General features: G+C 75.1%; 16 protein-coding genes. 8 read left to right on the top strand and 8 right to left on the bottom strand.

The genetic code is table 11. The features are described 5' to 3' along the window. The first annotated feature begins 11 nt into the window (after positions 1–11). From WME76_RS10475 to WME76_RS10460, 4 genes are all read left to right on the top strand, one after another. Positions 12–599, top strand: coding sequence for a bactofilin family protein (locus WME76_RS10475; protein WP_437960010.1), 588 nt, complete (start codon positions 12–14; stop codon positions 597–599). A 168-nt stretch (positions 600–767) separates the two neighbouring features. Further along, positions 768–1,592, top strand: coding sequence for an SRPBCC family protein (locus WME76_RS10470; protein ID WP_437960009.1), 825 nt, complete (start codon positions 768–770; stop codon positions 1,590–1,592). 475 nt (positions 1,593–2,067) lie between these two features. Then, positions 2,068–5,199, top strand: a complete 3,132-nt coding sequence (locus WME76_RS10465; protein WP_437960008.1) for a PD-(D/E)XK nuclease family protein — start codon at positions 2,068–2,070, stop codon at positions 5,197–5,199. After that, positions 5,196–9,224, top strand: coding sequence for a UvrD-helicase domain-containing protein (locus tag WME76_RS10460; protein ID WP_437960007.1), 4,029 nt, complete (start codon positions 5,196–5,198; stop codon positions 9,222–9,224). The genes WME76_RS10465 and WME76_RS10460 overlap by 4 nt, the downstream gene beginning before the upstream one ends. 81 nt (positions 9,225–9,305) lie before the next feature. Here the strand turns inward: WME76_RS10460 and WME76_RS10455 are convergent, their stop codons facing one another. The 5 genes from WME76_RS10455 to WME76_RS10435 form a co-directional block, all read right to left on the bottom strand. Next, entirely contained in the window at positions 9,306–10,097 is a 792-nt protein-coding gene (locus WME76_RS10455; RefSeq protein ID WP_437960006.1) for an SDR family oxidoreductase, read from the bottom strand. A gap of 13 nt (positions 10,098–10,110) precedes the next feature. Further along, positions 10,111–12,525, bottom strand: a complete 2,415-nt coding sequence (gene lon, locus WME76_RS10450; RefSeq protein WP_437960005.1) for an endopeptidase La — start codon at positions 12,523–12,525, stop codon at positions 10,111–10,113. Between the two features lie 52 nt (positions 12,526–12,577). Then, positions 12,578–13,426 carry a hypothetical protein gene (locus WME76_RS10445; protein WP_437960004.1) on the bottom strand — a complete coding sequence of 283 codons (849 nt, stop codon included), beginning with the start codon at positions 13,424–13,426 and terminating at the stop codon, positions 12,578–12,580. Between the two features lie 103 nt (positions 13,427–13,529). Continuing rightward, positions 13,530–15,488: a hypothetical protein gene (locus WME76_RS10440; protein ID WP_437960003.1), complete on the bottom strand. Its 1,959-nt coding sequence runs from the start codon at positions 15,486–15,488 to the stop codon at positions 13,530–13,532. A 5-nt stretch (positions 15,489–15,493) separates the two neighbouring features. Further along, positions 15,494–16,528: a PEGA domain-containing protein gene (locus WME76_RS10435; protein ID WP_437960002.1), complete on the bottom strand. Its 1,035-nt coding sequence runs from the start codon at positions 16,526–16,528 to the stop codon at positions 15,494–15,496. A gap of 154 nt (positions 16,529–16,682) precedes the next feature. On the opposite strand from WME76_RS10435, the gene WME76_RS10430 reads away from it, so the two are divergent. After that, positions 16,683–18,422: an OmpA family protein gene (locus WME76_RS10430; protein ID WP_437960001.1), complete on the top strand. Its 1,740-nt coding sequence runs from the start codon at positions 16,683–16,685 to the stop codon at positions 18,420–18,422. Between the two features lie 81 nt (positions 18,423–18,503). Then, positions 18,504–20,645 carry a thrombospondin type 3 repeat-containing protein gene (locus WME76_RS10425; RefSeq protein WP_437960000.1) on the top strand — a complete coding sequence of 714 codons (2,142 nt, stop codon included), beginning with the start codon at positions 18,504–18,506 and terminating at the stop codon, positions 20,643–20,645. A 9-nt stretch (positions 20,646–20,654) separates the two neighbouring features. Here the strand turns inward: WME76_RS10425 and WME76_RS10420 are convergent, their stop codons facing one another. The 3 genes from WME76_RS10420 to WME76_RS10410 are packed head-to-tail and all read right to left on the bottom strand — an operon-like array spanning position 20,655 to position 24,348. Then, positions 20,655–21,584, bottom strand: coding sequence for a hypothetical protein (locus WME76_RS10420; RefSeq protein ID WP_437959999.1), 930 nt, complete (start codon positions 21,582–21,584; stop codon positions 20,655–20,657). Next, positions 21,581–22,732, bottom strand: coding sequence for a PEGA domain-containing protein (locus tag WME76_RS10415; protein ID WP_437959998.1), 1,152 nt, complete (start codon positions 22,730–22,732; stop codon positions 21,581–21,583). Before WME76_RS10415 ends, WME76_RS10420 begins: the two co-directional genes overlap by 4 nt. Then, on the bottom strand, positions 22,729–24,348 hold the full coding sequence (locus tag WME76_RS10410) for a serine/threonine-protein kinase (protein ID WP_437959997.1): 1,620 nt from the start codon (positions 24,346–24,348) through the stop codon (positions 22,729–22,731). The genes WME76_RS10415 and WME76_RS10410 overlap by 4 nt, the downstream gene beginning before the upstream one ends. 229 nt (positions 24,349–24,577) lie before the next feature. Here WME76_RS10410 and hisB point away from each other — a divergent pair, with 229 nt between their 5' ends. Both hisB and hisH read left to right on the top strand, forming a co-directional pair. Next, on the top strand, positions 24,578–25,165 hold the full coding sequence (gene hisB / locus WME76_RS10405; protein WP_061607680.1) for an imidazoleglycerol-phosphate dehydratase HisB: 588 nt from the start codon (positions 24,578–24,580) through the stop codon (positions 25,163–25,165). 2 nt (positions 25,166–25,167) lie between these two features. Next, entirely contained in the window at positions 25,168–25,845 is a 678-nt protein-coding gene (gene hisH, locus WME76_RS10400) for an imidazole glycerol phosphate synthase subunit HisH (protein WP_437959996.1), read from the top strand. The last annotated feature ends 55 nt before the right edge of the window (positions 25,846–25,900 follow it).

Below are 25,900 nucleotides of genomic sequence, written 5' to 3'. Positions count from 1 at the left end.
CGAATGTGACGATGCCTGAAGTAATCCAACGGGCGATGGAGCCGACGTCCTTCCCGGGCGACAGAGACTCGCCCCTCTCGCCGCGATCCTCCGGAGGCCCTCGCGGCGACGACGCGGGCGGCCACCGGCCCACCGAGATCAACGCCCTCCTCGGCCGCGGGACGCACTTCGAAGGCAAGCTCTTCTTCGAGGGGCGGGTGCGCATCGACGGCAGCTTCCGCGGGGAGATCCGCGGCGAGGACGTGCTCGTGATCGGCGAGGGAGCGCTCGTGATCGGTGAGATCCACGTGGTGACGTGCATCGTCACGGGCGGCGAGGTGCAGGCGAGCATCCGCGCGCGCGACGCCATCGAGCTCTACGCGCCCTCCAAGGTGACCGGCGCCCTGCACGCGCCCGCGATCTTCATCGATCGCGGCGTGCAGTTCGACGGTTCATGCAAGATGGCTCCCCTGGAAGATGAGCCCGGCGAGCGGTCGGTACGGCCGCCCGCCGCGTCCGTCGAGCCGGACGCCGATACCGCCGGACAGGGCGCGAGGGCCGCCGAGGACAGCGGCGGCGCCGCGCAGCGCGGCGCAAAGCGCTCCGACGCCGAGCGCTGAATTCCAGCCGCCTCCGACGAAGGCGCACTTTCTGTAGTGCGCAGGGGTGCGGCTGCCCGTTCAGCGAGTTACATGTACTGGGAGGCTTCGCTCTCGCCGCCCGAGGCGCACGCCCGCGACGTGGTTGGCAACCACACGACGACGGACGCTGCTCGCACAGGAGAGTCCATGAAGAAGTGGTGGTCCCTGTCCCTGTTTGCCTTCTCCATCGCCGTCCTTGCCCTCTCGCTTTCCCCACGCGCGGCCCGCGCCGCCGACGCCGAATCGGAGAAGCTCGCGTCGATCGGGAGAGCGCTGCGGTACACGCTGAAGACCACCGGGCCGGCCTCCGCGATCGACACCGGGGGCGCGGCGATCCTCGTGAAAGCGCCGCTGCCGACCGTCCGGAAGCTCGTCACCTCCTACGGGAGCTACAAGACGTTCATCAGCTCCTTTGACCAGAGCCGCGTGCTCGCGAAGCGCAAAGGCACGAGCGAGGTGTACCTCCAGGTGCCGATCCTGAACGGCGCCGCGCACATCTGGACCGTCGCCGACATGTCGCCGCCCACGAAGGACGGCGCCGACGAGGTGATCTCGTCGCGCTTCAAGCGCGGCAACGTCGCCGACTTTCGCGCTCGCTGGCGGCTCCGCGCCGTCGATGAGCACCACACGATCCTGAAGCTCGAGATATTCGTCGCCCCGAAGCTCCCGTTCCCGCCCTCGGTGGTGACGACGCAGCTCGTCAGGGCGGCTGACAGGGCGGTGACCGCGGTGCGCGATCGCGCCGAGGGCAAGCCGCCCGTCAGCGCGCAGGCGACCACCGCGCCCGGCGCACCGTCGCAGGCAGCCGCGAGCACCTCCGCCACCGCACAGACCGGCTCTGCCCCGGCTGGACAGGCGGCCGAGCAGAACAGCGGCGCGGCAGCCCCTGCCCCGTCGCCCACGACCGTGTCCAACCTCCCGCCGGCCGATGACACCAGCGTGCACCGCGCCAAGGACGTGGCGCGCCGGTAATTTGCCGTCCTCCACTGGGCGCCTCCGGACATAGCGCCTGACCGCTCCCTTCCCCACATCTGCTGTAGAGCTCGGCCAGGACTCGTGTCGTGAGGCCTGGTCGCCGCCCGGCGGCCCTCCAGGACCGCTGCGCCTGTTGAGCACTCCGAAGCGCCCCAGACGTGCCCGGGCTCGCTCCGCTGCTCGAAGTTCCGCGGGCTTACGAAGGATCGCGGCCCCGGCCGCCCGTGGTTCGCTCGGGGGTCTTCAACATGCCTTCCGAACTTCCCACAGGAATTCCCACCTTCTGCGGGAGTTAATCAACACCCCTCGCGCCCGACGGAGGTTGCGAGGGGACGGATGCATGAAGTAAAGCCTGTGCGGTGAGGTTCCCCTTGCCGGATGAGCAGTCAGGCGCACCGGCCCCCTCGCAGCATCCTCCTGCAGTGTGGGGCGACCGCGCTTTCCAGGAGCGGCGCCCGGCCGTCTGGCAGCGGTGATCAGGACATCGCTCCTCCTCGTCCCGACCGAGCGGCACGTCGAGCGCGAGCTCGCCGCGCTTGATGGACGCGAGGCGCGCGCCGCGGGCCTGGAAGTGCGCTCACGGTGGAGCTTCGTCTCCGAGGCGCTCGCGCTGCTCGCGCCGGACGTCGCCATCGCGAGCCCGCAGGCGACCCGCCTGGCCACGCGGATCGCCCTCGACGCGCTGCCGCCGGAGCGGCTGCGGCAGCCGGCCGAGCCCGCCGCGCGCGTCGCGCTCGCGCACGCCCTGGACCGCGCCCTCGGGAGCTTCCGGCGCGCCGGCACCACCCCGGCGGACCTGCGGGCGCTCGGTACACCGTACGCGATGGCCATCGGCGAGGTGCTCGAGCGGGCGGACGCTGCCCTGCGGGCGGCGCGCCTCGTGGACCCGCGCAGCGCGGGCTCCCTGCTCGCGCGGGCGCTCCGCGCCGGGGGTACGTCCGGCGCGCTCCCGCTGCCGCGCAAGGTCACGATCCGCGGCGCCGTCTCCTGGGAGCCCGACGATCTCGCCTGGGTCGAGGCGCTCCACGCCGCCGTCCGCGCCCGCGACGGCGCAGGGGTCACCGTCGAGCTGCCGGCCCTCCACGGCGACGGCGCGGCGCCCGTCGCCGATGCCCTCGAGCGGCGCTGGGCATCGCTCGAGGAAGCGCCGGAGATCGCGTGGGTGCCCGACGCGGGCGCGGAGCCGCTCGCCGCGATCAGCGCGAAGACTGCGGAGGGCGAGGCGCGCGCCGCCGCCGCCGAGGTGGCCGCGGCGCTCGGCCGCGGGACCCCGCCCGAGCGGATCGCCGTCGTCGTGCCAACGCTCGACGACGCGGCGCTGGAGCCGCTCCGGGCCGCGCTGGCCGACGCGGGCGTCCGCTTCTGGGAGCCGCGCGGCCGCGCCGCCGCGAGCTGCCCCGACGGGCGCGTGGCGCTCGCGCTGCTCCGCCTCGCCGTGGGCCCGGTCCGGCGCGAGCAGGCGATCGAGATCCTCCGCGCGCCCGGGGTCCACGCGGGCGCCTGGATGGACCGCACGTCCGCCGCCGAGGCCGAGAGGCGCTCGGCCGACCTCGCCCACCGGCTGCGCGACGTGCCGGTCGAGGTGGATCGCACGGGCCGGCTGCTCATCGAGAGCCTCATCTCCGTCGTGGCGGCGCGCCGCGCGGACCGCCGCGGCGCGCCGACGCGGGCCGCCGGCCGCGCGGCGCGGCTCGAGGAGGCGGAGCTCGACCTGGGCGCGGAGGTGCTGCGCCGCGCGGGCGACGTGCACGGCGATGACGAGGAGGCGTGGATGCCCCACGCGCTCGAGCGGCTGCTCGCCAGCGCCCGCTGGGTCGGAGAGGCGACGACGCGGCCCGAGATCGTGCGGCGGTTCCTGTCGCTCCTCGACAAGCTGGGCTTCGGCGAGCCCGGGGTCGAGGAGCTCCGCGCCGCGCTGCGCGGGGAGCGGCGGGGCGGCGGGGGGATCGCGCTCGAGGCGATGGGCCAGGGCGCCCGGGCCGCGCGCGCGATCCGCGAGCAGGCGGAGGCGCTCGCGCGGGCCGCGCGCGACCTCGGCTGCGAGGAGCGGAGCGCCACCGCGGCCGAGGTCTACGCGGAACTCGAGCGGGCCGCGGCCGAGCAGGGCGCCGGGCCGCGCGGGGACGCGGGCCGCGCCGGCGCCGTGCGCGTCGATGTCGCCGCCGGGTTCACGGCGCTCGAGCACGACGTCGTGGTGGTGACCGGGCTCGACGCGCGCGCCTACGGCGGGAGCCCCGGCGCGGACGAGACCCTGCTCGGCGAGCCGCTCCGCGCCAGGCTGCCCGCGCCGAGCCGCCCCGCGTCGGGGCGCGAGCGCCAGGCGGCCCAGCGCGCGGAGCTCGGCTGGGCGCTCGCCGGCGCGAGGAGCATCGCCGTCTGCTTCACGCGCGGGGACGACAGCGAGCCGAACGAGCCGCACCCGCTCTTCGAGGCGGCCGCCGCGGGCGGCGCTCGCCGGCGGACGGAGCCCGCCTCGCGCGTCGCGCCGGACGCGGCGACGCTCGGGCCGCGCGACGCGGAGCTCGTCGCCCTCGCGGGCGGCGGGAGGCCGGCGGCGGACATCGCGGAGCGCGTCCGGATCGAGCGCGCGCGCGCGGACTTCTTCCTCGATCCGCGGGCGCCGATCGACCTCCACACGGGGCGCGTCCGCCTCGACGAGGATCCCGCGCTGGTCGCGCAGCTCAGGGCGGCGATCGGCGGGGCGCACCCGGACAGGCCGATCGCGGTCACCCACATCGAGCGCGCCGTGGGCTGCGCCTTCGCGGGGTTCGCCCGCCGCGTGCTGAACGTGCGCCGCGCCGAGGATCTCGCCGAGTCGGCCGACGCGCGCGAGCGTGGCACGCTGATCCACCGCGCCCTGCAGGCCTCGTTCGAGGCGCTGCGCGAGCTCGGCCCGGACCGCGATCCGGCCGAGCAGCTCGCGGCCGCGCGCGCGGCGGCCGAGGCGGCGCTCGGCGTCTCGGCGCCCATGGCCCCGCTCCGCCGCGAGGCGGTCGAGAAGGCGATCGCGGACGTGCTGGAGGTCGTGGTCCGCGCCATCGACGGGGAGGAGTCGTCGCCGGAGCTCCGCTTCTTCCTGGCCGAGCGGCGCTTCGGCGCGGGAGAGGCGCCCCCGTGGCAGCCGCTCGAGCTGCCCCCGTCGGACGACGACGAGGAGGGCGCGGCCGGCGCGCCGAGCCTGTGGGTCGACGGCCAGATCGACCGCATCGATCGCTCGACCGACCAGCGCGTCGTGCGGGTCGTCGACTACAAGACCGGCAAGCTCCCCGACGCGAAGGAGCGGCGGCGCGCGCTCCAGCTCCCGCTCTACAGCGCCATCGCGGCGCGCGCGCTGGGCGCGGAGGAGGTGCGCGCCGTCTACATCGGCGTGCGCCAGCGCGGGATGATCGAGCTGTGGCCGCGCACGGCCGAGGAGCAGCGCGCGCTCGCGGAGGGGTGGGGCGAGGCCGCGCGGACGGCGCGGGCGGCCGTCGTCGCGCTCTGGCACGGCAGGGCCGCGCCGCGGCCGGCGCTGCCGACGCTGTGCGCGCGCTGCGACGCGCGCGACGTGTGCCGGCGCCCCGCGGTCGTGCCGACCGACGAGGCCGCGGAGGAGGTCGCGTGAGCGCCGCGCCGCGCGGGGCGGCGCTCGCCGAGGGCGACGCGCTCATCTACGCCTTCCGCCGCAACGTCGTCGTCGCCGCGAGCGCCGGCACCGGCAAGACGCACCGCCTCACGGCGCTCTACGTGCTGCTCACGCTCGGCCTCACCTCGCTCGGCCGGCCCGACGCCGCGTCCGCCGCGCCGCCGGTGCCGCCGGACCGCATCGTCGCGACGACGTTCTCGCGCGCCGCGGCGCGCGAGATCGCCCACCGCATCGAGCGCTCGCTGCGGGAGATCGCGCGCTGGGACGGCGAGGCGAGCATCCCCTTCGCCGACATCCTCCGCGCGCGGCAGGCGGCCGTCGGCGCGGGCGGCGAGGCGCCGTCCGTGGGCGAGCTGCGGAAGCGCGCGGAGGAGGCGCTCGCCCGGCTCCCCGCCGCGCGCATCGACACGCTCCACGGCGTGGCCAAGCAGATCGTGGACCGGCACGCGATCGCGATGGGGCTCTCGCCCGCCGCGCGCATCCTCGACGAGGAGGAGGCGCAGGCGCTCAGCGATCTCGCGGTCGACGAGGCGCTGAGCCGCGCGCTCGCGGAGGGGGGCGAGCGCGCCGAGGCCGCGCGCGCGCTCGTCGCCGCGACGGGCAGCGTGGAGGCCGCGCGGAGCGAGGTGACGCGCCTGCTCGACCGGCTCGACGAGGACGGCCTCACGCCGCGGCGGCTCGCCCTGTCCGACCACGCCGCAGAGGCCGGCGCGCTCGCGCGGGAGCTGTACCGGCTCGCCGCCGAGAGCGCAGCGCTCGGCAGCGCGGCGTTCCGCGAGCCGGCGGCCGCGCTCGCCGCGGCGCTCGGCCGCGAGGGCGGCGGCGGGCCGTTCCCGGCGGGCGCGGCGAGCGCCGCGCTGGTCGAGCTGCTCACGCAGCGCAGGCCGCACAAGAGCAAGTGCACGCCGGCCGACGAGGCGCTCCTCGCCTTCCGCGAGGCGCTCCCGGGCGAGACCCACCGCGACAAGGCGCAGCAGCTCCTCGGCTTCCTCCGCGAGGCGCCCGCGCTGGCGCGCCGCGAGGCGCGGATCGTCGACCTGCTGGAGGAGATCCGCGAGCGGCTCGCCGCCATCCGCCGCACCGAGGGCGGCCTCGGCTTCGGGGATCTCCTGCGCGCGGCCCGGGACGGGCTGCGCGACGACCCGGCGATCGGCGCGGCGGTGCGCGGGTCGGTCGACGTGCTGCTCGTCGACGAGTTCCAGGACACGAGCGCGGTGCAGCGCGATCTCGTGTACCTCCTGCGCGAGCGCGATGACGCCGCCCTGGCGCGCCCGGCCGGCGTCGCCCCGACGGCGGGCGGCCTGTCGGCGCACGGGCTGTTCCTGGTCGGCGATCGGAAGCAGTCGATCTACGGGTTCCGCGGCGCCGACGTCGCGATCTTCTGCCGCGTCTGCGCGGAGCTCGCAGGCGCCGCCGCGGGCCGCGCGCTCGAGCTCTCGCCCTCGCTCTGGTCGCCCGAGCCGAGCGCTGATTTCGTCGCCCTCCGGGAGAGCCGCCGGTCGACGCCCGAGCTGCTCGCGTTCATCAACGCGTTCTCGGCGCGCGATTTCTCCCAGGACCGCGCGGGCGAGGGCGGCGCGGGCGCGCCGCGCGAGTTCGAGATCGCCTACAGCGCGGCGGAGCACCTCGTCGCGGCGCCGGGCGGGGCCTCGCAGGGCTCGACGGAGGTCGCGCTCGTCCACGACGACGGCAGCGCCCCGGACGGGGTCGACGCGCTCGTCCGGGACGCGCGGGGGCAGCTCCGCGAGGCGCTGATCGCGGCCGCGTACATCGCGCGGCGCGTCCGCGGCGCGAGGGAGGCCGCGGGCGGCGACGGCGCCGCGGGCGAGGCCGCGGGCGGCGATCTGCGCTTCCGCGACGTCGCCGTGCTCGCGCGGCGCCGGAGCACGATCCCGCTCGTCGAGCTCGCCCTCGCGCGCCTCGAGATCCCGTACGTCGTCGCGGGCCGCGCGCTCTTCGACGCGGCGGAGGTCCGCGACGTGGCCGCGATCCTCCGCCTGCTGCTCGATCCGCAGGATCGCCTTGCCCTCGCGACCGTCCTGCGCGGCCCGATGGTGGCGCTCTCGGACACGGCGCTCGCGATCCTCGCGCCGCCCGGCCGAGGCCTCACCGTCCCGCTGCACGGCCGCTGGCCGAGCGCCGCCGCGGCGCAGGGGGGCCGGGCGCCCTCGCAGGACGACGCCGAGCCCGGGGACGCGCGTCCCCTCCCCGCGCTCGCGCGGCTGTCCGCGGCGGATCGCGAGCGGCTCGAGGCGTTCCGCGCCCGCTTCTCCGGGCTGCGCCGCGCGGCGCTCCGCTCGACGCCCGGGGAGGCGATCCGCGCCGCGGTCTCCGCCTTCGATCTCGACCGCGTCCTCGCCGCGCTCCCCCGCGCGCAGGCGCGGATCGGCAACGTCGACCGCCTGATCTCCATCGCCCGCCGCCGGGGGGGCTCGCTCGCGAGCTTCGTCCGCTGGCTCGACCGCCGCATCCGCGACGAGGCGGACGAGCCGGAGGCCGCCGTCTTCTCGCCCGACGACGACGCCGTGCGGCTCACGACGATCCACGCCAGCAAGGGGCTCGATTTCCCGGCCGTGGTGCTCCTGGATCTGAACGCGGAGCCCCGCGCGGACCAGCCCGGCCTGAGCTACATCCCCGCTGCCGCGGACCGCCCCGCCGCGCTGCTCGTGCGCCATCACGCGCGGCGCATCGACAGGCCGTCGCGGGCCGGCTCGCTCCACGACGCCGAGGCGTCGGCGCACGGGCCGTCGTGGCCCATCAGCACGCCGGCGCTCCAGGCGGCGCGCGCCGAGGTGCGGGCGCGGGAGCGCGCCGAGCGGCAGCGGCTGACCTACGTTGCGATCACCCGCGCCCGCCGCGAGCTCGTCCTCGTCGGCGCCGCGGCCAGGCCGCGGAGCGGCTCGGCGTGGCTCACGTTGACGGCGAACGCCGAGCCCCGCCCCGCGTCGGCCGACGGCGGCGCCGAGCTCCGCCCCGCGTCGGCCCCCGCCGTGGATCCCCAGGTGCCCGCGCTGCTCGCCGGCACGATCAGCGCCACGCTCGAGGCCCGCGCGCTGCTCGCCGAGGCGAAGCCGCCCGCCCCTGGCACCGACGCGTACGCGCGCGCCGCGCCGGTCCCTCCCGCGCCGGCGGCCGCGGAGCCCGCGCGCGCGCAGACGGTGCGGATCGCGACGGCATCGCTCGCGACGTTCCAGGGGTGCCCTCGCCGCTTCCGGCTGAGGCACCTCCTCGGCATCGGCGAGCCCGCCGGCGAGGGCCAGCTCGGCCTGTTCGACGTCGAGGGCCCGCCCGAGCTGCCCGGCGAGGAGCGCGTCGAGCTCGAGGACGGCGCGGACCCTCGCCCACCCGGACGCGCCGCGCACCGGGTGCTCCAGCGCTGGCCGCGCGCGCGGTGGGGCGAGCCGACGGACGCCGCGGACGTCGTCGCGCGGCTCACCTTCGAGGGGCTCACGCCGCACGGCCCCGACGCGCTGCGCACCGCCGAGGGCCTCGCCCGCTTCCTGGGAGGGCCTTACGCGCGGCAGGTGCGGGACGAAGAGGCAGCGCTCCTCCGGGAGGAGGCGTTCGTGCTCGACGTGGAGCCCCAGAGCGCCGGCGAGCGGCGCGGCGTCAGGCTCGCGCTGGCGCTCGCGATCGATCTCGCCGTGCTGCATCCGAGCGGGCTCGTCGATGTCATCGAATACAAGCGCGCGCGCCCCCGGCCAGATCTCGCGCCGTACGAGCTTCGCCTGCGGGCGAGCGCGCTCGCGCTGAGGAAGCGCCATCCGGATCGACCGATCCGCGCCGGCGTGCTCTTCCTCGGCGCCGCGGCGGAGCCCGCGTGGCTCAGCGCCTCGGGGACGATGGGGACGATCGCGGACGACGAACATGCGCGGTTCGAGCGTGAGCTCGCCCGGCTCGCTGAGCGCTTCTCCGAGGCGAGGGGCGAGGGCCGCTTCGACGCGGTGCCTGTCGAGACGTGCCGCCGGCTGCGCTGCGGGTTCGTGCGGGCGTGCCACGGCTAGGCCGCTCGCACGCCGCTCCATGGCGCCTCACCAGCGCGCGGCGGCCGTCGCGCCGCGCCGGCGCGCGGCGACCTGCGTTGGTCACCAGCTCGCGGGGGCCTTGTCGCGGAACACGCCGCCCTGCGGGCCGCCGCTCGGCAGCAGCGCGAGCCACACCGGCGTCTCGGCCCCCTCCTCCACGGACCGCGGCGCGCGCGCGCCGCCCATGTCCGTGCGCACCCAGCCTGGGCAGGCCGCGTTGCAGAGGATCCCGCGCCCGTCCCCCGCGAGCTCCCTCGCGAGGACGCCCGTGAGCGCGTTGAGCCCGATCTTCGAGACCGCGTAGGCCGACGACGGCCACCCCTCCGCGACATGGCGCCCCGCGCTCACGTCGCCGACGAACTTGCGCATCAGCCCGATGAGCTCGTCGCGCGTCATGTCGACCTTCCCGAGCTGCGCCTGCAGCGACGCGGAGACGCTGCGCCGGTCGCCGAGCCCGCTCGTCACCATGACGACCCTCCCCTCACGCCGCATCCACGGGAGCAGCGCGTCCGTCAGCCGGAGCGCACCGAAGAAGTTGACGTCGATGGTGGCGCGCGCGACCTCGGCGTCGAAGCCCTTCATCGCGATGCCCGCGTTGTTGACGACGATGTCGACGCCGCCGTGCTCCGTCGCGAGCGCGCGCGCGAGCTCCTCGACGCTCGCCTCGTCGGACACGTCGAGGCGCCGGGGCTCGACCGAGAGGCCCTGCTCCGCGAGCGCGGCCGCGGCGGCGCGCCCGCGATCTTCGTCCCGGCTCCCCAGCACGACGTGGATCGCGCGGCGCGCGAGCTGGCGGCAGATCTCGAGCCCGATCCCCCGGTTGCCGCCCGAGACCACCGCCACCCGCGTCATCGCGCGAGGCCCCTCACGCCCCCGCTTGCTCCTCGACCTCGTCCGCGGACGCGCTCTGCGATGAGGAGCGGCGCGGGGGCTCGAGGACGATCGGCAGGATCTCCTCCATCGACGACACCATCGTGATCTTGACCTGATCCTTCACGTCCTGCGGCACATCCTCGAGATCGCGCCGGTTCTTCGCGGGGATGAGCACGTGCCGGATGCCGGCGCGGTGCGCCGCCAGGAGCTTCTCCTTCACGCCGCCGACCGGCATCACCCGCCCGCGCAGCGAGATCTCCCCCGTCATCGCGATGTCGCTCCGCACCGGCGCGCCGAGGAGCAGCGACGCCACCGCGGCGAACATCGTCACCCCGGCGCTCGGCCCGTCCTTCGGCGTGCCGTGCTGCGGGATGTGCACGTGCAGATCGATCTCCTTGAGCCACTCCGGATCGAGGTGCAGCCGGTCGGCCTTGCTGCGCACGAAGCTCACCGCCGTGCTCGCCGACTCCTGCATCACGTTCCGCATGTTGCCGGTGAGCACCACGTTGCCCTTGCCCGGCATCTTCGTCGCCTCGATGAAGAGGATCTCGCCGCCCGCCGGCGTCCACGCGAGGCCGGTCGCGACCCCGGGCTGGAGCGCCCGCTCGGCCACCTCCGGCCGGTGCTTGTGCGGCCCGAGCACCTGCTCGACGTGCTCGGGCGTCGCCACCTCGCGCACGTCGTGGCCCTCGGCGACCTTCACCGCCGTCGCGCGGCACACCGCCGCGATCTGCCGCTCGAGGCCGCGCACGCCCGCCTCGCGCGTGTAGTGGTCGACGATCGCCGCGACGCCCGGCTCCGTGAACTCCAGGCGCTCGTCCGTGAGCCCGTGCGCCGAGAGCTGCTTGGGCACCAGGAACTCCCGCGCGATCCCGAGCTTGTCGGTCCGCGTGTAGCCGGGGACCTCGATGACCTCCATGCGATCGACGAGCGGCCCCGGGATGCCGTCCCAGTTGTTCGCCGTGGCGAGGAACATCACCTGCGACAGGTCGAACGGCAGGTCGAGGTAGTGGTCCTGGAACGTCGAGTTCTGCTCGGGATCGAGCACCTCGAGCAGCGCCGCCGCCGGGTCGCCGCGCAGATCGACGCCCATCTTGTCGACCTCGTCGAGCACGAGCACCGGGTTCCGCGTCCCCGCCTTCTTGAGCGCCTGCAGGATGCGCCCGGGCAGCGCGCCCACGTACGTGCGCCGGTGACCGCGGATCTCCGCCTCGTCGCGCACGCCGCCGAGCGCGATGCGCTCGTAGCGCCGCCCCATGCTGCGCGCGATCGACTTGCCGAGCGACGTCTTGCCGACGCCAGGCGGCCCGATGAAGAGCAGGATCGGCCCCTTCTTGTCCGTGCGGAGCTGCCGGATCGCCGAGTACTCGACGATCCGCTTCTTCACCTTCTCGAGGCCGAGGTGATCCTCGTCGAGGCAGCGGCGCACGCTCTCGACGCTGAGCTTGTCCACGGTCGTCTTGGACCACGGCAGATCCGCGATCCACTCGAGGTAGGTCTTCGTGACGTTGAACTCGGCCGACTGCTGCGCCATCGAGCGCAGCCGGCTGAGCTGCTTGCGCACGACCTTGTCGACCTCCGCCGGCACCTTCGCGCGCCGGATGCGCTCGCGGAGCTCCTCGATCTCGTCGTCGTCGCCGCCCTCGCCGAGCTCCTCCTTGATCGACTTCATCTGCTGCCGGAGGATGTACTCGCGCTGCGACTTGCCCATCTCCTCCTGCACCATGGAGGAGATCTCCTTCTTGACCCGCAGCACCTCGAGCTGCCGGCCGACCATCGCGAGCACGAGGCGGACGCGGGCCTTCACGTCGAACGCCTCGAGGATCTCCTGCTTGTCGCCGACCGACGCCTGAGCCTGCGGGAAGTTCGAGGCGATGAGATCGGCGAGCGCGCCGGGCTCGCGCACGTTGTCGAGGATGCCCGCGGTGTCGCGCGGCAGGTTCGGCATGAGGCCGAGCACCTCGCGCGTCGCCTCGCGCAGGCCGGCGCCGAGCGCCTCGAGCTCCACGTCGCGGACGAGCGACTCCGGGATGCGCTCGATCCGCGCGCGCATGTACGGCTCCAGCGAGAACGCCGCCTTCACCCGGAAGCGGCCGAGCCCGTTCAGCACGACCGAGTAGTTGTTCGGCCCGAGCCGGATGACCTTCACGACGCGCGCGACGGTCCCGACGGAGTAGAGCTCCTTGAACGTCGGCTCGTCGACGTCCGGCGACCGCTGGCTGATCACCCCGACGAGCGCGCGCTCGCGGCCGAGGAGATCCTCGACGAGGCGGACGCTCCGTGGCCGTCCGACGTTGATCGGCACGACCGACATCGGAAACAGCACCGAGTTGCGGAGCGGGAGGATCGGGACGCTGTCGGCGTCGGGCGAGGGGGGCGTTCGCGAAGAAGGATCGCCTGTCGGCATACAGACAACCCTAGTACAGCGCTCTTCTCGAAGCCATGTCGCGGGCGCGCCGCTAGAAGTCCTTGATCTTCCAGACCCCGTGCTCGCGGGTGAAAGCGACCGTGCCGCCAGCGCCGTAGGCCATCGACGCGCTGTCCCCGGTCTCCTCGATGGTCGCGGTCGGCAGCGCCGCCTTGATCGCCTGGACGACCCGGTTGATCTGCTCCCGCTGAGGCCCCTCCCAGGCGGCCTTCAGCTTCTCGGGCGTGAGCTGCGCCGCCCCCGACACGGCCCTGGCCGTCCCGGTCCGACCGCCGGGCTTCTGCGACGCGTCAGCGCCCGCGCTGCCCGCCGCGCCCGCGGGCCCAGCAGGCTGCGCCGCGCCCTCTCCGACGGCAGCGCTCGCTTCACCCGCGGCGGCGCCCGCCTCGCCGGGCGCGCCGCCCGCCGGCTCGCCGAGCCCTTCCTTCTCGGCGTCTGGAACGTAGCGCATGATGACGTCGTAGCGCCTGCGCTCGAAGGCGCGCAGGAACCCCACCAGCGCCTGCCGTGGCGTCGCCTGGCCGTACAGGTCGACCGCCGCCGCGTCGAGCCGCCAGCGGCCCCCCTCGAAGACGAGCAGGAGCTCCTCGCCGTTCGGCAGGGTGACCGTCGCCGTCACCACGGGATCCGCCGCGGGACGCGCGATGGCGCGGGCGATCTCGAGCGCGTCGTCGGGGTTGTCCCGGACCGCGCGCCGGAAGGCCTCGAGCGACATCGACCGCTTGGCCTCGTCCGAGAGCAGCCGGTAGGCCGCGTCGACGCGCCCCTCCTGGAGCGCCTGCGCGTAGGCCCGGAGCGTGTCGCTCGGGCCCTGCTGGGCGTAGCTCGATCCGCACGCGGGGAGCGCCAGCAGGAACAGGAGAAGGGCCGTTCGCTTCACAGGTCCGGCCATAGCACACGCGGCGCCGAGCGCGCAGGCGGCGCGCGGCGGGGGGGCGCGCGCCGCGTCTCGATGGGCGCGCCCTGGCTGGCCGCCGCGCGCGTCACTTCGGGAGCTTCAGGATCGCCCCGTCCTTCGTCGGCGCGCCGTCGTCCTGATCCGGAGAGCCTTCGTTGATCCAGTAGACGGCCGCCTCATCGACCGCGACGTCGCCCGGCCGCCGCTGCTGCGAGGCCAGCACCTCGGGCGCGTCGCCGTCCTTCGGCATGCGCACGACCGCGCCCTCATCGCGCCGCGTCCAGTAGACGTACGCCTCGTCGAGCGCGAGCCCGTTGAGCTGGCCCTGGCCCGACACGACCTCGCTGGCCTGGCCGATCGCGTCCTCGCCCAGCGCCGCACGGAAGATGCTGCCGCCCTCGAAGCTCGCCCAGTACACCGCCGCCGCGTTGCCCTGGTCGTCCACGTCGAGCGCGATCTCCCGCGGGGTGAGCTGCTCGGAGGCGACCAGCAGCGTGGCCCCTCCCCTGCTGCACGCCACCGCGCCGTCGGTCCTGCCCAGCGTGCCCTGGTAGGTCCAGCACACGGTGTCACCCGCGCTGGCCACGCGGTAAGGCGACGCGACCACCGCGTCGGGCGGCGCGAGCTCCTCGGGCGCGCCGAGCTCGACGTCCGCGCCAGCGCCGCTCAGCGTCGCCCGGAAGACGCCGCCGCCCCAGAGCTCGGTCCAGGTGAGCGCGCCGTCGGAGAGCGAGAGGCCCTCGGGCTGCCTGAGATCCTCGAGCAGCGCGCGCGGCTCGCCGCCCCCGAGCGGGGCCGCCATCAGCGTCCCGGCCTCCGCGTTCGTCCAGAAGACGACCTGCCGCTCCTCGTCGATCGCGAGATCCCGCGGCGACGCCTGCGCGGCGCCGAGGATCAGCGGCTCGCCGCCGTCGCGCGGCGCGACCTTCACCTCGCCGTCTTGCCTGGCCATGCCGGCCTCGTCGAAGGTCGTGCCGGAGATCCAGGCCACGCCGCCCGCGGTCACGCGCAGCGACACCGGGTGGACCTGCGCGACCGCGACCGGAATGGGCGCCGACGCGTCGGGCCCGGTGTACTGGCCCCCGCCCGACGCCGACCAGGGGCCGCACGTCGGCAGGTCCGTGCCCTTCTGGCGGCACATGCCCTCGCCCGCGGGCGCGATCGCGATCCCGGCGAGCTTGCCCTGCTGCGCCCGCCTGCACACCTCGACAGGCAGCCGGAGGACGTTGCCCGCCTCGACCCGGAACCCCGCGTCGCTGTCGGCGTCGAGCGGCACGAAGCACGCGCTCTCGCCGCAGATGCCGCCGCCTTGCGTGAGGAGCGCGACGTTGACGTCGCCGCCCGGCGCGGCGGCCAGGCAGACGGTGTCGTCGGCGGCGAACGCCTCGAGATCGACCGGCGCCGACGCGGCGGCGGCGAAGCAGCGGAGGGTGTCGAAGCAGAGCCCGTCGTTGTCGCCGTCCCCGCCGCCGAACACGGCCTCGACCACGTACTCGGGCAGGGCGCGCGAGTCGACCTCGCGCGGCACGCACGAGCCCGCGACGCAGCTCTGGCCCTCGGGACAGCTGTTCTTCACGCGCACGTTGCCCTGCTCGTCGCGCAGCGCGTTCCCCTCGGCGTCGCGCTCGACCTCGGCCGAGCCGTCGCACAGGAACTGGATGGGCATGTGGAGCGTCGCGGTCCGGCCCTCCGGCACGGTGGTCACCACCTCGCGCAGCAGGCGCACCCCGTCCTTCCCGCCGCGGCTCGCGATGACGCGCACCCGGAGCGCCCGCGTCGGGTCGTCGGGGGTGAGGAAGCCGAGCGTGGCCGGCAGGCGGATCGAGTCCTCGCCCCCGAGCCGCTCGAACGTCTGGTCGTAGACGACCGAGCCGTCGAGCGTCGCCTCCACCCGGATCGTGTCGATGTCCTTCGGCAGCGACATGTCCGTCTGGAAGACGACCATGAGCTGCCCCTTCTCGCCGCCGCAGGCCGGAGCCCCCGCCGCCGCCGCGAGGCCGAGGAAGCTCACCGCCGCGATCGAACCCGCCCTCGTCCGCTTCATGCGCATCACCGTCTCCCTCCAAACCCGAGCGGGACCGTGCCGAGGCTGCCCTGCTCCGCCGGCGTCCCCGGCTCGAAGAGCAGGGCGCCCGCGACGAGCGCGCCGGCGAAGATCGCCGCGCCTCCGCCGATCCACAGCCACCCGCTCGCGCCGCCCCGCTCCGGAGCGCGCTCCAGCGAGACGTCGATGCGGCGGAGCTCCTCGTCGCGCACCAGGATCGAGACCTCGTGCGGCGTCATCCCGGGCGCGGTCACGCGCAGCGCGTGGGTCCCGCTCGGCACCGATCCCTCCCAGCGGCCCTTGCCCACCACCTTGCCGTCGAGCGCGATGAGGTCGTCGTTCCCCGCGGCGATCGCGAGCCGCCCCCGGTGCACCGCCCTGTCGAGCCGCGCCACGAGGGCGATGCTGCCGCCGCCCACCACCTTCTCCTGGCGGACGAAGTCGACGAAGCCCGGCTTCGAGACGCGGATGCGGCGCTCGCCGATGTCGATCGGCACCGGCGCGGCGAGCGGCGTGGTGCCGACCGGCTCGTCGTCCACGGACACCGTCGCCCCCGCCTCGCTCGCGGTGATCTCGAGGTGGGACACGTACGCTCCGGCAGCCTGGATCAGGTCGGCGATGTCCTGCTTGTCGCGCGCCGAGAGCGCGGCGCCCGCGTCGATCTCCATCCGGCGCAGCGTCGCGAGCATCTTCGCGTAGCGCCGCAGGTTCTTCTGGCAGAGCGCGACGTTCCAGAGCAGGCGGTGATCGCGCGACAGCTCGTAGGCGCGCTCGAAGCGCGCGAGCGCGCCCGCGTAGTCGCCGTCCTTGAACAGCGCGGTGCCTGCCCCGTGCTCGGCCCTGGCCATCCCGGTCAGCGACTCGGAGAGCGGCTTCTCGTCCGCCGCGGGCGCCGGCCGGGCCGGCGCAGCGGGCGCGGTCGGCGCTGGCCGCGCCGGCGCAGCGGGCGCCGGTTGGGCCGCGGCGACGCCCGTCGCGAGCCCCACGCTGAGCGCGGCCGCGACGGCGCGCCACCCCTGGCCCAGGTGCTTCCCTCGCATCGAACCTCCTTGCTCTCGCGGAGACTCGCCTCGCAGGCCGAGCTCCGGTCACCGCGATGCTACCCGATGCGCGCGCCACGCGAGCAACAACGGGAATGTCGTGGACAAATCGTCTTTGCTCCGCCTGCGCTGGCGAGGATACCATCCGGCGCCCATGAGAGGCCTCATCACGGCGGGCGCGGCGCTCGCGGGCGCGCTCCTCGGCATCGCCCTGGGCTCGTCGCCCGCGCGCGCAGAGGGGCCTGGCGCCGTCGCGCTGAGCCGGATCGAGCCGACCCCCGCGGGCGATCCGCTGTTCGCCGTGCCGTCGCCGTTCATCGGCGGGCACCTGGTCCCACGCGGGCTGGTCGTGCTCGATCACGCGGAGGACCCGCTCACGCTCTCCGATGGCGCCGCGACCGAGCGCGTGATCGTCGGCAGCCAGTCGCTCCTGCACGTCGGCGGCTCGCTCTCGCTCTGGGATCGGCTGCTCGTCTCGGCCTCGCTGCCGCTGGCGCTCGCGCAGAGCGGCGCCGGCCCCGCCGCCGCGGCCGGCGTGGGCGCGCCCGAGGCACCGTCGTCCCCCGCGCTCGGCGACCTGCGCCTCGGCGTGCGCGTCCGGCTGCTCGGCGGCGAGGGCGACGCGCTGCAGATCGGCACGAGCGCGGCCCTGCACCTGCCCACGGGCGCCTCGGACGCGTACGTCGGCGAGGGCGCGGTCCGCGTCACGCCGCAGCTCCTGCTCGGCGGCCGCGCCTCGCGCCTGGCGTGGAGCGTCGCGGGCGGCGCGGTGATGCGGAGCTCCGGGAACCCGTCGACGCTCGCCTACGGCGGCGGCGCGGCCGTGCTCCTCTGGGACGAGCGGCTGCAGATCGGCACGGAGCTGTACGCCGAGACGATGCTGCAGGGCGGCTCGCTGTCGCTCACCGGGAGCGAGCGCGTCGCCGTGGAGCGGACCACGAGCGCCGAGCTCCTGCTGAGCGCCCGGCTCCGCCCCCTCGCGGGCCTCGTGCTCGGGGCGGCCGCCGGTCCGGGGCTCGGGGAGGCGATCGGCACGCCGTCGCTCCGCGCGATGGCGATGGTGGCGTGGGCTCCTCCCGCGCAGCCGCAGGAGGCGGCGGACCCGGATCCGGACGCGGACGGCATCGCCGGCCCCGCAGACATGTGCCCGTATGCGCACGGGCCGGCCAGCGCGGAGGCGCGACGAAACGGCTGTCCGGTGGAGGACCGGGACGAGGACGGCGTCGCCGATCCGGACGATCGGTGCCCTGACGAGGCCGCCGGCGGCGGGGGCGGCGATCCGGCGCGGCGCGGCTGCCCCGCGGATCAGGACGGCGACGGCCTGCCCGACGCGCTCGACGCGTGCCCCGCGGAGAAGGGCGACGGAGCGGGCGGCGCGACGCGCCCCGGCTGCCCCGCCGCGGCGCCGAGCAAGCCCGCGGATCAGGACGGCGACGGCCTGCTCGACGACGCCGACGCGTGCCCCGCGGAGAGGGGCCCGGCGAACGACGACCCGGCCGCGCGCGGCTGCCCGACGCGCGTGCGGGTGCAGGGCGCGCAGGTCGCGCTGCTGGAGCCGGTCGTGTTCCGCGTGCTGAAGAACGATCCGGCGCCGATCGACCCGAAGAGCGAGGCGGTGCTCGCCGAGGTGCGCGACGTGATCGAGCAGCACCCGGAGTGGGTGAAGATCGAGGTGTCGGCGCACACGGACAGCGCGGGCAACGCCAGGTTCAACGAGACGCTCTCGACGGCGCGCGCGGAGGCGGTGCGCAGGTGGCTCGTCGACAGGGGGATCGCGGCCGAGCGGCTCGTCGCGAAGGGGTACGGGTCGAGCCGGCCGATCGCGGACGAAAAGAGCGCGGCCGGGCGGGAGAAGAACCGGCGGATCGAGATCGTGGTCCTGGAGAAGAAGTAGCCATGGATCCACGAGGCGCGGCGCCGTGACGGCGACGGGCGTGGTCGGGCCGTGCGGCGCGGTCCGGGAAGCAAGAGAGAGATGATGAAGCGAACCGTCATGGCCACAGCCTTCGGCGTCACGCTGGCGATCGCGGCGGCGCCGCGGAGCGCGGCGGCGCAGTGCTCCTCCGCGGGGCCCCTCCAGGAGCTCATCGATGGCCTCGGCTTCCGGTGGGACGTCGGGACCGATGGGGTGATCAGCGACGGGAGCGCCGACGCCTTCGACACCGGCATGCGGCTGCGGGTCGACGGCGTCAGCTTCCCTGCCTCGGTCCGGGCAGCGGAGATGGACGGGCGGCAGCTCGTCCACGGGCCGACGCTCCTCGGCAGCCTCGAGATCACCCGGAAGGTGTATGTGCCCCGGGACGCAGGGTGGGCGCGCTTCCTGGAGATCCTCCACAACCCCACCGACGGCGCGATCAACGCGGTCGTGCGGATCGAGACGAACGTCGGGGCCGACGACGGCACCACCATCACGCAGACGCACAGCGGAGACCTGGAGTTCACGCCGGCCGACCGATGGCTCGCCACGGACGACATCGACATGGCGGGAGATCCGAGCCTGCATTTCAACTTCCACGGGCCCTCCGCGGTGATCGCGCCGGAGAGCGTCGGGCTGGTCGCCTTCGACTGCGCGGGCATCCAGGGCCCCTTCGCCGAGTTCGTCCTGCCGCTCGCGCCCGGGGGGACGCGGGTGCTCATGCACTTCGTCGGGCAGCGCGCGAGCCGGGCCGACGCGCACGCGAGCGCGGCCTCCCTCGATGCCCTCCCCGAGGGGACGCTGCTCGGGATGGCAGCGGCAGAGCGCGCCGGCGTCGTCAACTGGGACCTGGGCCACGACAGCGACGGCGATGGGGCGGACGACGTCAAGGACAACTGCCCGTCCGCGCCGAACCCCGATCAGACCGATACGGACGAGGACGGCGCGGGCGACGCCTGCGATCCCGACGACGACGGCGACGGCGCGACCGACGACCGGGACAATTGCCCGCTCGTGCCCAACGCCGATCAAGCGGACCTGGAGGGCGACGGCGCGGGCGACGCCTGCGATCCCGACGACGACGGTGACGGCGTGCCCGACGCCGGCGACAACTGCCCGTCGGCGCCCAACGCGGGGCAGGAGAACAACCCCGAGGAGTCGCCGCCGGACGACAGCGGGGACGCGTGCGACAGCGACGACGACAACGACGCGCTCACGGATGAGGTCGACAACTGTCCCCTCGTCCCCAACCCCGATCAGGCCGACGAGGACGGGGACGACCGGGGCGACGCGTGCGATCTGAACGCCAGGGACATGGATGACGACGGCGTGGAGGACGGCGTCGACAACTGCGGCGCCGCCCCGAACCCCGACCAGGCCGACCTCGACGGCGACGGCGACGGCGACGTCTGCGACGACGACGACGACGGCGACGGGGCCCCGGACGGCACGGACAGCTGCCCGGTGACGGCGAACCCGAGCCAGAACGACGCCGACGGTGACGGAGCGGGTGACCGCTGCGACGACGATGACGACGGCGACGGCGCGCCCGACGGCGACGACAACTGCCCGCTCCTGGCGAACAGCGCGCAGGAGGACGCGAACGGCGACGGCGTGGGCGACGCGTGCGCCTGCGACGCGCCACGGAAGCCCGACGGCGCGCCGTGCGACGACGGCGATCCCTGCACGCTGACCGACGCCTGCGAGGGCGGCGCCTGCAAGGGCGGCGATCCGCTGCAGTGCGCGCCCTCCGGCGATGTCTGCACCGCCGCGCGGTGCCACCCGAGGTACGGCGAGTGCGCCCTGTTCCCGAACGAGGGCGCCCGCTGCCCCGGCGGCACCTGCGTGGCCGGCGGCTGCGTGCCCGACGACGCAGGCGCTGGAGGCGGCGGCACGGGCGGCGAGGGCGCGGGCGGCGACGGCGGCGCGGGGGGCGACGGGGGCACCGGCGCAGGCGGCGGCGGTGGCGCGGGCGGCGATGACGGCGGCGCGGGCGGCAGCGGTGGTGCCGGCGGCGGCGGTGGTGGCGCTTCGCCGCCCGGGGACGGCACGCCGCGGGCCCACGGCAACGGGTGCGGGCTCGCGGCGCGCGCGGAGGGGGCACCGGCGCCCTCCGCCCTGTGGCTGCTCGCTGCGATCGCGGCGATCCTCGCCGGCCGCCGCCGGTGGCGAGGGGGGGACGCGCCCGCGGCCGGCAGGTAGCCCTCCCGGTCAGGGCTCCTTCGACCCCGACGCCGACCACGGCCCGCACGTCGGCAGGCCCGCGGTCTTCTGGGCGCACGCTGCCGTCGTCGGCGCCGTCAGCACGGCCGCGATCCTGTCCGCCATCCGCCCGCACACCGCCGACGGCAGCGTGATCCGCCCGTCTTCCTCGACCCGGAAGCCGGCGTCGCTCCCGGCGTCGAGCGCCACCAGGCATCGCCTGTCGTCGTCCTCGCCGTCGTCGCAGATGCCGTCGCCGGCCGCCGTCTGCAGCGCCACGTTCAGCGTGGCCCCGCGCTCGCCCGCGATGGAGCACGTCTCCGCGTCGACCTCCGCCGGCGCCCCGCCCTCGAAGCACCTGGTCACATCGAAGCAGTCCCCGCTCCCGTCGCCGGCGCCGCCGCCGTAGATATCCTTGGGCGAGTACGCGGGCAGCGCGCTCGCGTCGATCTGGCTCGACACGCACGCGCCCGCGACGCACGTCTGCCCCTCCTCGCAGAAGGTGCTCACGACGTCGCCGGTCTCGTCGCTGCGCCCCGAATCGTCGCAGAGGAAGTCGAGCGGCAGCGTCAGCAGCGCGACGCGATCCTTCGGGATCCTCGTGACCGCCTCGCGCAGGATGCGCACCGGGCCGAGCGCGTCGCCGACGCGGGCGCTGACCTTGATCCGGATCGATTCACCCCCGCCGTTCGCGGAGTAGAAGCCGATCGTCGCCGGCAACCGCGCGGCAGGATCGGCCTCGCCGAGCCGCTCGTAAGCCTGCTCGAACTTGCGGTCGCCGCCCTCGAACACCTGCACCTGGAGGACGTCGAAGTCCTTCGGCAGCGCGAGATCCGTCGAGATGGCGACGACGATCTCGTCCTGCGCGGAGCAGGCCCCGCACGCGAGCGCCACGATCGCTGCGGGCCAGACGAGCCAGCACCGGCGCCCGCGCGTCATCGGCCACCCCCGAAGGGGATCGTGAACGAGGCGCCGGCGCGCGCGGACAGGGCGACCGAGCCGGGCGACGTGTTGCCGTTGATCGGCGGGTCCCCGCCCAGGACCCCGAAGCCGAGGAGGAGCGCGCCCGCGACCACGGCCACGCCGCCGCCGATCCAGATCCAGGTCTCGATGTTGCTCCCCTTGGGCTGCGGAAGGAGCGAGACCTCCACGCGACGCGTCTGGTTGTCGAGGATCATGACCTCGGACTGGTGCGACACCATGCCGGACGCCGTGACGCGGAGCGCATGCCCGCCGCTCGGCACCGGGCCCTCCCAGGTGCCGCGGCCGACCACGCGGCCATCGAGGGAGATGACCGCATCCGGCGGCGCCGCGACGATGAGCCGGCCCTGGTGGACCTCTTTCTCCAGCGTGGCCTTGACCGTGACCACGCCGCCGCCCGCCACCTGCTCGGTGACCTCGACGTCCTTGAAGCCCTTCTTGGTCACCCGGATCCTGCGGGTGCCGATGTCGAGCAGCACGGGCTCGCCCAGCGGGGTCTGGCCGACCTCCTCGCCGTCGACGAGGACGGTCGCGCCCGCCTCGCTCGCCTGGAGATCGAGGCGGCTCACATAGGCCTTCGTCGCCTCGATGAGCTCCGCGGCGTCCTTGCGGTCCTGCTCGGTGAGCTGCGGGCCAGCGTCGCGGAGGAGCTGCTCGATCGTCGCGAGCAGGCGCGTGTAGCGCTTCAGGTTCTTCTGGCAGAGCGCGATGTTCCAGAGCAGCCGCGGGTCGCGGGAGAGCTCGTAGGCGCGCTCGAACTTGATGATCGCGTTGCGGTGGTCGCCGTCGTTGAAGAGGATCCGCGCGGCCTCGTACTCGGCCTTGGCCTCGCCCGAGAGCGTCTCGGACAGGGGCCGCTGAGACGCAGGGGCGCTCGCGCCAGGCGCGGGCTGGGCCGCGGCTGGCGCGGGCTGGGCCGCGGCTGGCCCGGCGCCGGCGCGCGGAGGCTGCGCAGCGGAAGGCGCGGGTTGGGCCGCGGGAGGTGCGGGCTGGGCCGCAGCAGGCGCGGGGCCGATCAGCGCGACGCCGCCGAGCGCGAGCGCGGCGGAGATGTGGAAACGCCCGCGGCTCCACCGCGGCCGTCGTTCATTTTCAGGCAAGCTCACTTGGGTGCTCTCTCGTTGAGCCGATCGAAGACGCTGGGATTCGCGTTCCCTTGCGATGCGGCGGTCGTGGTCGACGGCGCCGCCGAGGGTGGAGCTGTCGCGAGCGGTCGGGCCGAACCCGACCCCGCAGGGCCCGTCCGCCGGGGCGCCGTGGGGGCCGGCGTCGCGGTCGCCGGAGGCGCCGCCGATGCGGTCGCCGACGAAGACGGCGTCGGCGCGGTCGCCGTCTCCGCCGGCGCCGCCACGGTCGCGGCGGTCACGACCGGTGCGACCGGCGGAGGCGCTGAGGCGGGCGTGGACGGCTCGACAGCGGTGATCGCCGCCGTGGCCGACGGGTCAGCCGCAGGGGCGGCCGGGTCGCCGCGGAACGTGACGAAGCGCAGGACCCCGCCGAGCACCACCGCCGCGACGCCGGCCCCGACGAGCGCGAGCACCAGGCCGCCCCGCTTGCGACCGGCAGACCCCGAGCCCGCGGCCGCCCAGCCAGGCGCCGTGGCCGCCGGCCCCGCCGTGTGGCCGGCCGTCGCGGCCGCCGCCATGCCGGCCGTGGAGCCTGCGGGCGGCGCGACGCTGCCGCTCCCCCGCGCCTGCGCCGTCGCCGCGGGGACGCTGCTCGCCCGCTCCTGCGCCGTCGGCCAGGGAGGGACGCTCATCCGCTCGCGCGCGGCGCTCGCCCGGTCGCGCCAGGCGACCGCGGGCACGAGCCCCAGCGTCCGCTCGATGCGCTCCAGCGAGGCCAGCGCGAGCGGAGGACCGAAATCGACGATGGCCCCCGCGAGCTCGGCGACGGACCTGAAGCGCTTCGCGACGTCCTTCTCGAGGCAGCGCAAGATCGCCGCCTCCAGGCCCGGCGGCAGGTCGCGCCGGAAGAGGCTCGGAGACGGCGGCGCCTCGGTGTTGATCATCAGGATGAGCTCGGACAGCGAGGTCGCGTCGAACGGGACGCGCGCCGTGAGCAGCTGGTACAGGATGGCGCCGAGCGACCAGATGTCCGCGCGCGTGTCGACCGTGCGCGCCGAGCGCATCTGCTCCGGCGCCATGTAGAGCGGCGACCCGAGCACCATCGCCGTCTTCGTCAGCCCGAGCTCCGGCTCCGCCCCGGCCGCCGACGGATCGGCCAGCGCCTTCGAGATGCCGAAGTCGAGCACCTTCACCATGCCGCTGCCGTCGGCCCCGCGCGTGAGGAACAGGTTCGCCGGCTTCAGATCGCGGTGGATGATGCCGGCCGCGTGCGCCTCGGCGATGGCCTCGCACGCCTCGAGCACGTAGCCCACGGCCTCCTCCAGCTCGAGCGGGCCGCGCTGCCGCAGGGTCTGCTGCAGATCGCTCCCCTCGAGGTACTCCATCACCATGAACGGCGCGCCGGTCTCGAGCGTGCCGACGTCGAGCACGCGCGCGACGTGCTCGCTCTTCAGGCGCACCGCCGCGCGCGCCTCGCGCACGAAGCGCTCCACCATCTCCGCGTTGGCGCCGGGATGGAGCATCTTGATGGCGACCCGCTGGTGGAGCTGCTCGTGCAAGGCGGCGACGACGACGCCCATGCCCCCCTGCCCGAGGATGCGTTCGACCCGGTATTTCCCCGACAGAATTTGACCTTCGGCTACCGGTGCGCTCACGGACGCTCCTGCGTTGGGGCTGCCTTCAGGCGCCACCATCGCCACGTTATCCAGGGGGCCACCTTATTCCATCCGGCGCTTGCGTCCAAGGCCCGCCAGCCGGGCGCCGGAAACCCGACGTGGCCAGACGTCGCGGCGGAAGCGGAGGTGGACGGGGAGCCGAAGCAGCGGACGGGCGGCTCATCCGTGGCGCTCCCCATCGCCGTCGGGGGCGACTACCCTACGCGCCATGCCCCGCATCGCCAACGTCGAGCGCAAGACGCGCGAGACCGACATCCGCATCGAGATCGATCTCGACGGCCAGGGCCGCTCGTCGATCAAGACACCGCTCCCCTTCCTCACGCACATGCTCGATCAGATCGCCCGCCACGGCCTGTTCGACCTCACCATCCACGCCGAGGGCGACGTGGAGATCGACGGCCACCACACGACCGAGGACTGCGGCATCACCCTGGGCACGGCCGTGCAGCAGGCGCTCGGCGACAAGGCGGGCATCGCGCGCTACGGCGAGGCGACGCTCCCCATGGACGAGGCGATGGCGCAGTGCGCGCTGGACCTCTCCGGGAGGCCGTACTTCGTCTGGCGCGTGCCGCTGCCCAAGGCGAAGCTCGGCACGTGGGACGTCGAGCTCGCGCCCGTGTTCTTCGAGGGCTTCGCGCGCGGCGTGGGCGCCAACCTCCACGTCCGCCTCATCGAGGGGGACAACCTGCACCACATCGTCGAGATCTGCTTCAAATCCTTCGCCAAGGCGCTGATGAAGGCGACCCGGATCGAGCCGCGCGTCGCCGGGATCCCGTCCACCAAGGGGAGCCTCTGACCATGCAAGCGATCGCCCTCGTCGACTTCGGGATGGGCAACCTGCGCTCCGTCGAGCGTGCGCTCCTCCAGGCCGCCGGAGAGGCCGGCGCGCCGTGCGCCGTGACGCGCACGGGCGATCCGGAGCTCATCGCGCGGGCGGACAAGGTGGTGGTGCCGGGCCAGGGCGCCTTCCGCGACTGCTCGGCCGCGCTGGCGACGGGCCTCGGCGACGCGCTGCGCGAGCAGATCCGCAAGGGCACGCCGTACCTCGGCATCTGCCTCGGCATGCAGGCGCTCCTCGACGCGAGCGAGGAAGCCGAAGGCGCGCGAGGGCTCGGCGTCTTCCCGGGCATCGTCAAGCGCCTCACCCCGGTGCTCGACGGCGCCGAGGCAGGAGCGCCGGCGGGCGAGCCCTGGGCCGGGATCAAGATCCCCCACATGGGGTGGAACCGCATCGCGATCACCCGCGAGGTCGAGGGCCCGCTCCGCGCGTTCGCGGGCGAGAACCCGTTCGTCTACTTCGTCCACAGCTACCACGCCGTCCCTGACGATCCGGCGCTGATCGCGGCGACGACGCAGCACGGCCCGCACCGGATCACCGCGGCGCTCGAGCGGGACAACGTGACCGCGACGCAGTTCCACCCCGAGAAGAGCCAGGAGACCGGCCTGCGCCTGCTCGCCCGGTTCCTCGGCGGGTGAGCCGCGCCGCGGCCGCGTCGCGGGCGCCGGGTTCGGGGCAGAGCCCCGAGGAACC

It is taken from the genome of Sorangium sp. So ce119, from assembly GCF_051524405.1.
GTDB classification, from domain to species: domain Bacteria; phylum Myxococcota_A; class Polyangia; order Polyangiales; family Polyangiaceae; genus Sorangium; species Sorangium cellulosum_G.
This window is presented reverse-complemented; position numbering and strand designations above follow the sequence as displayed.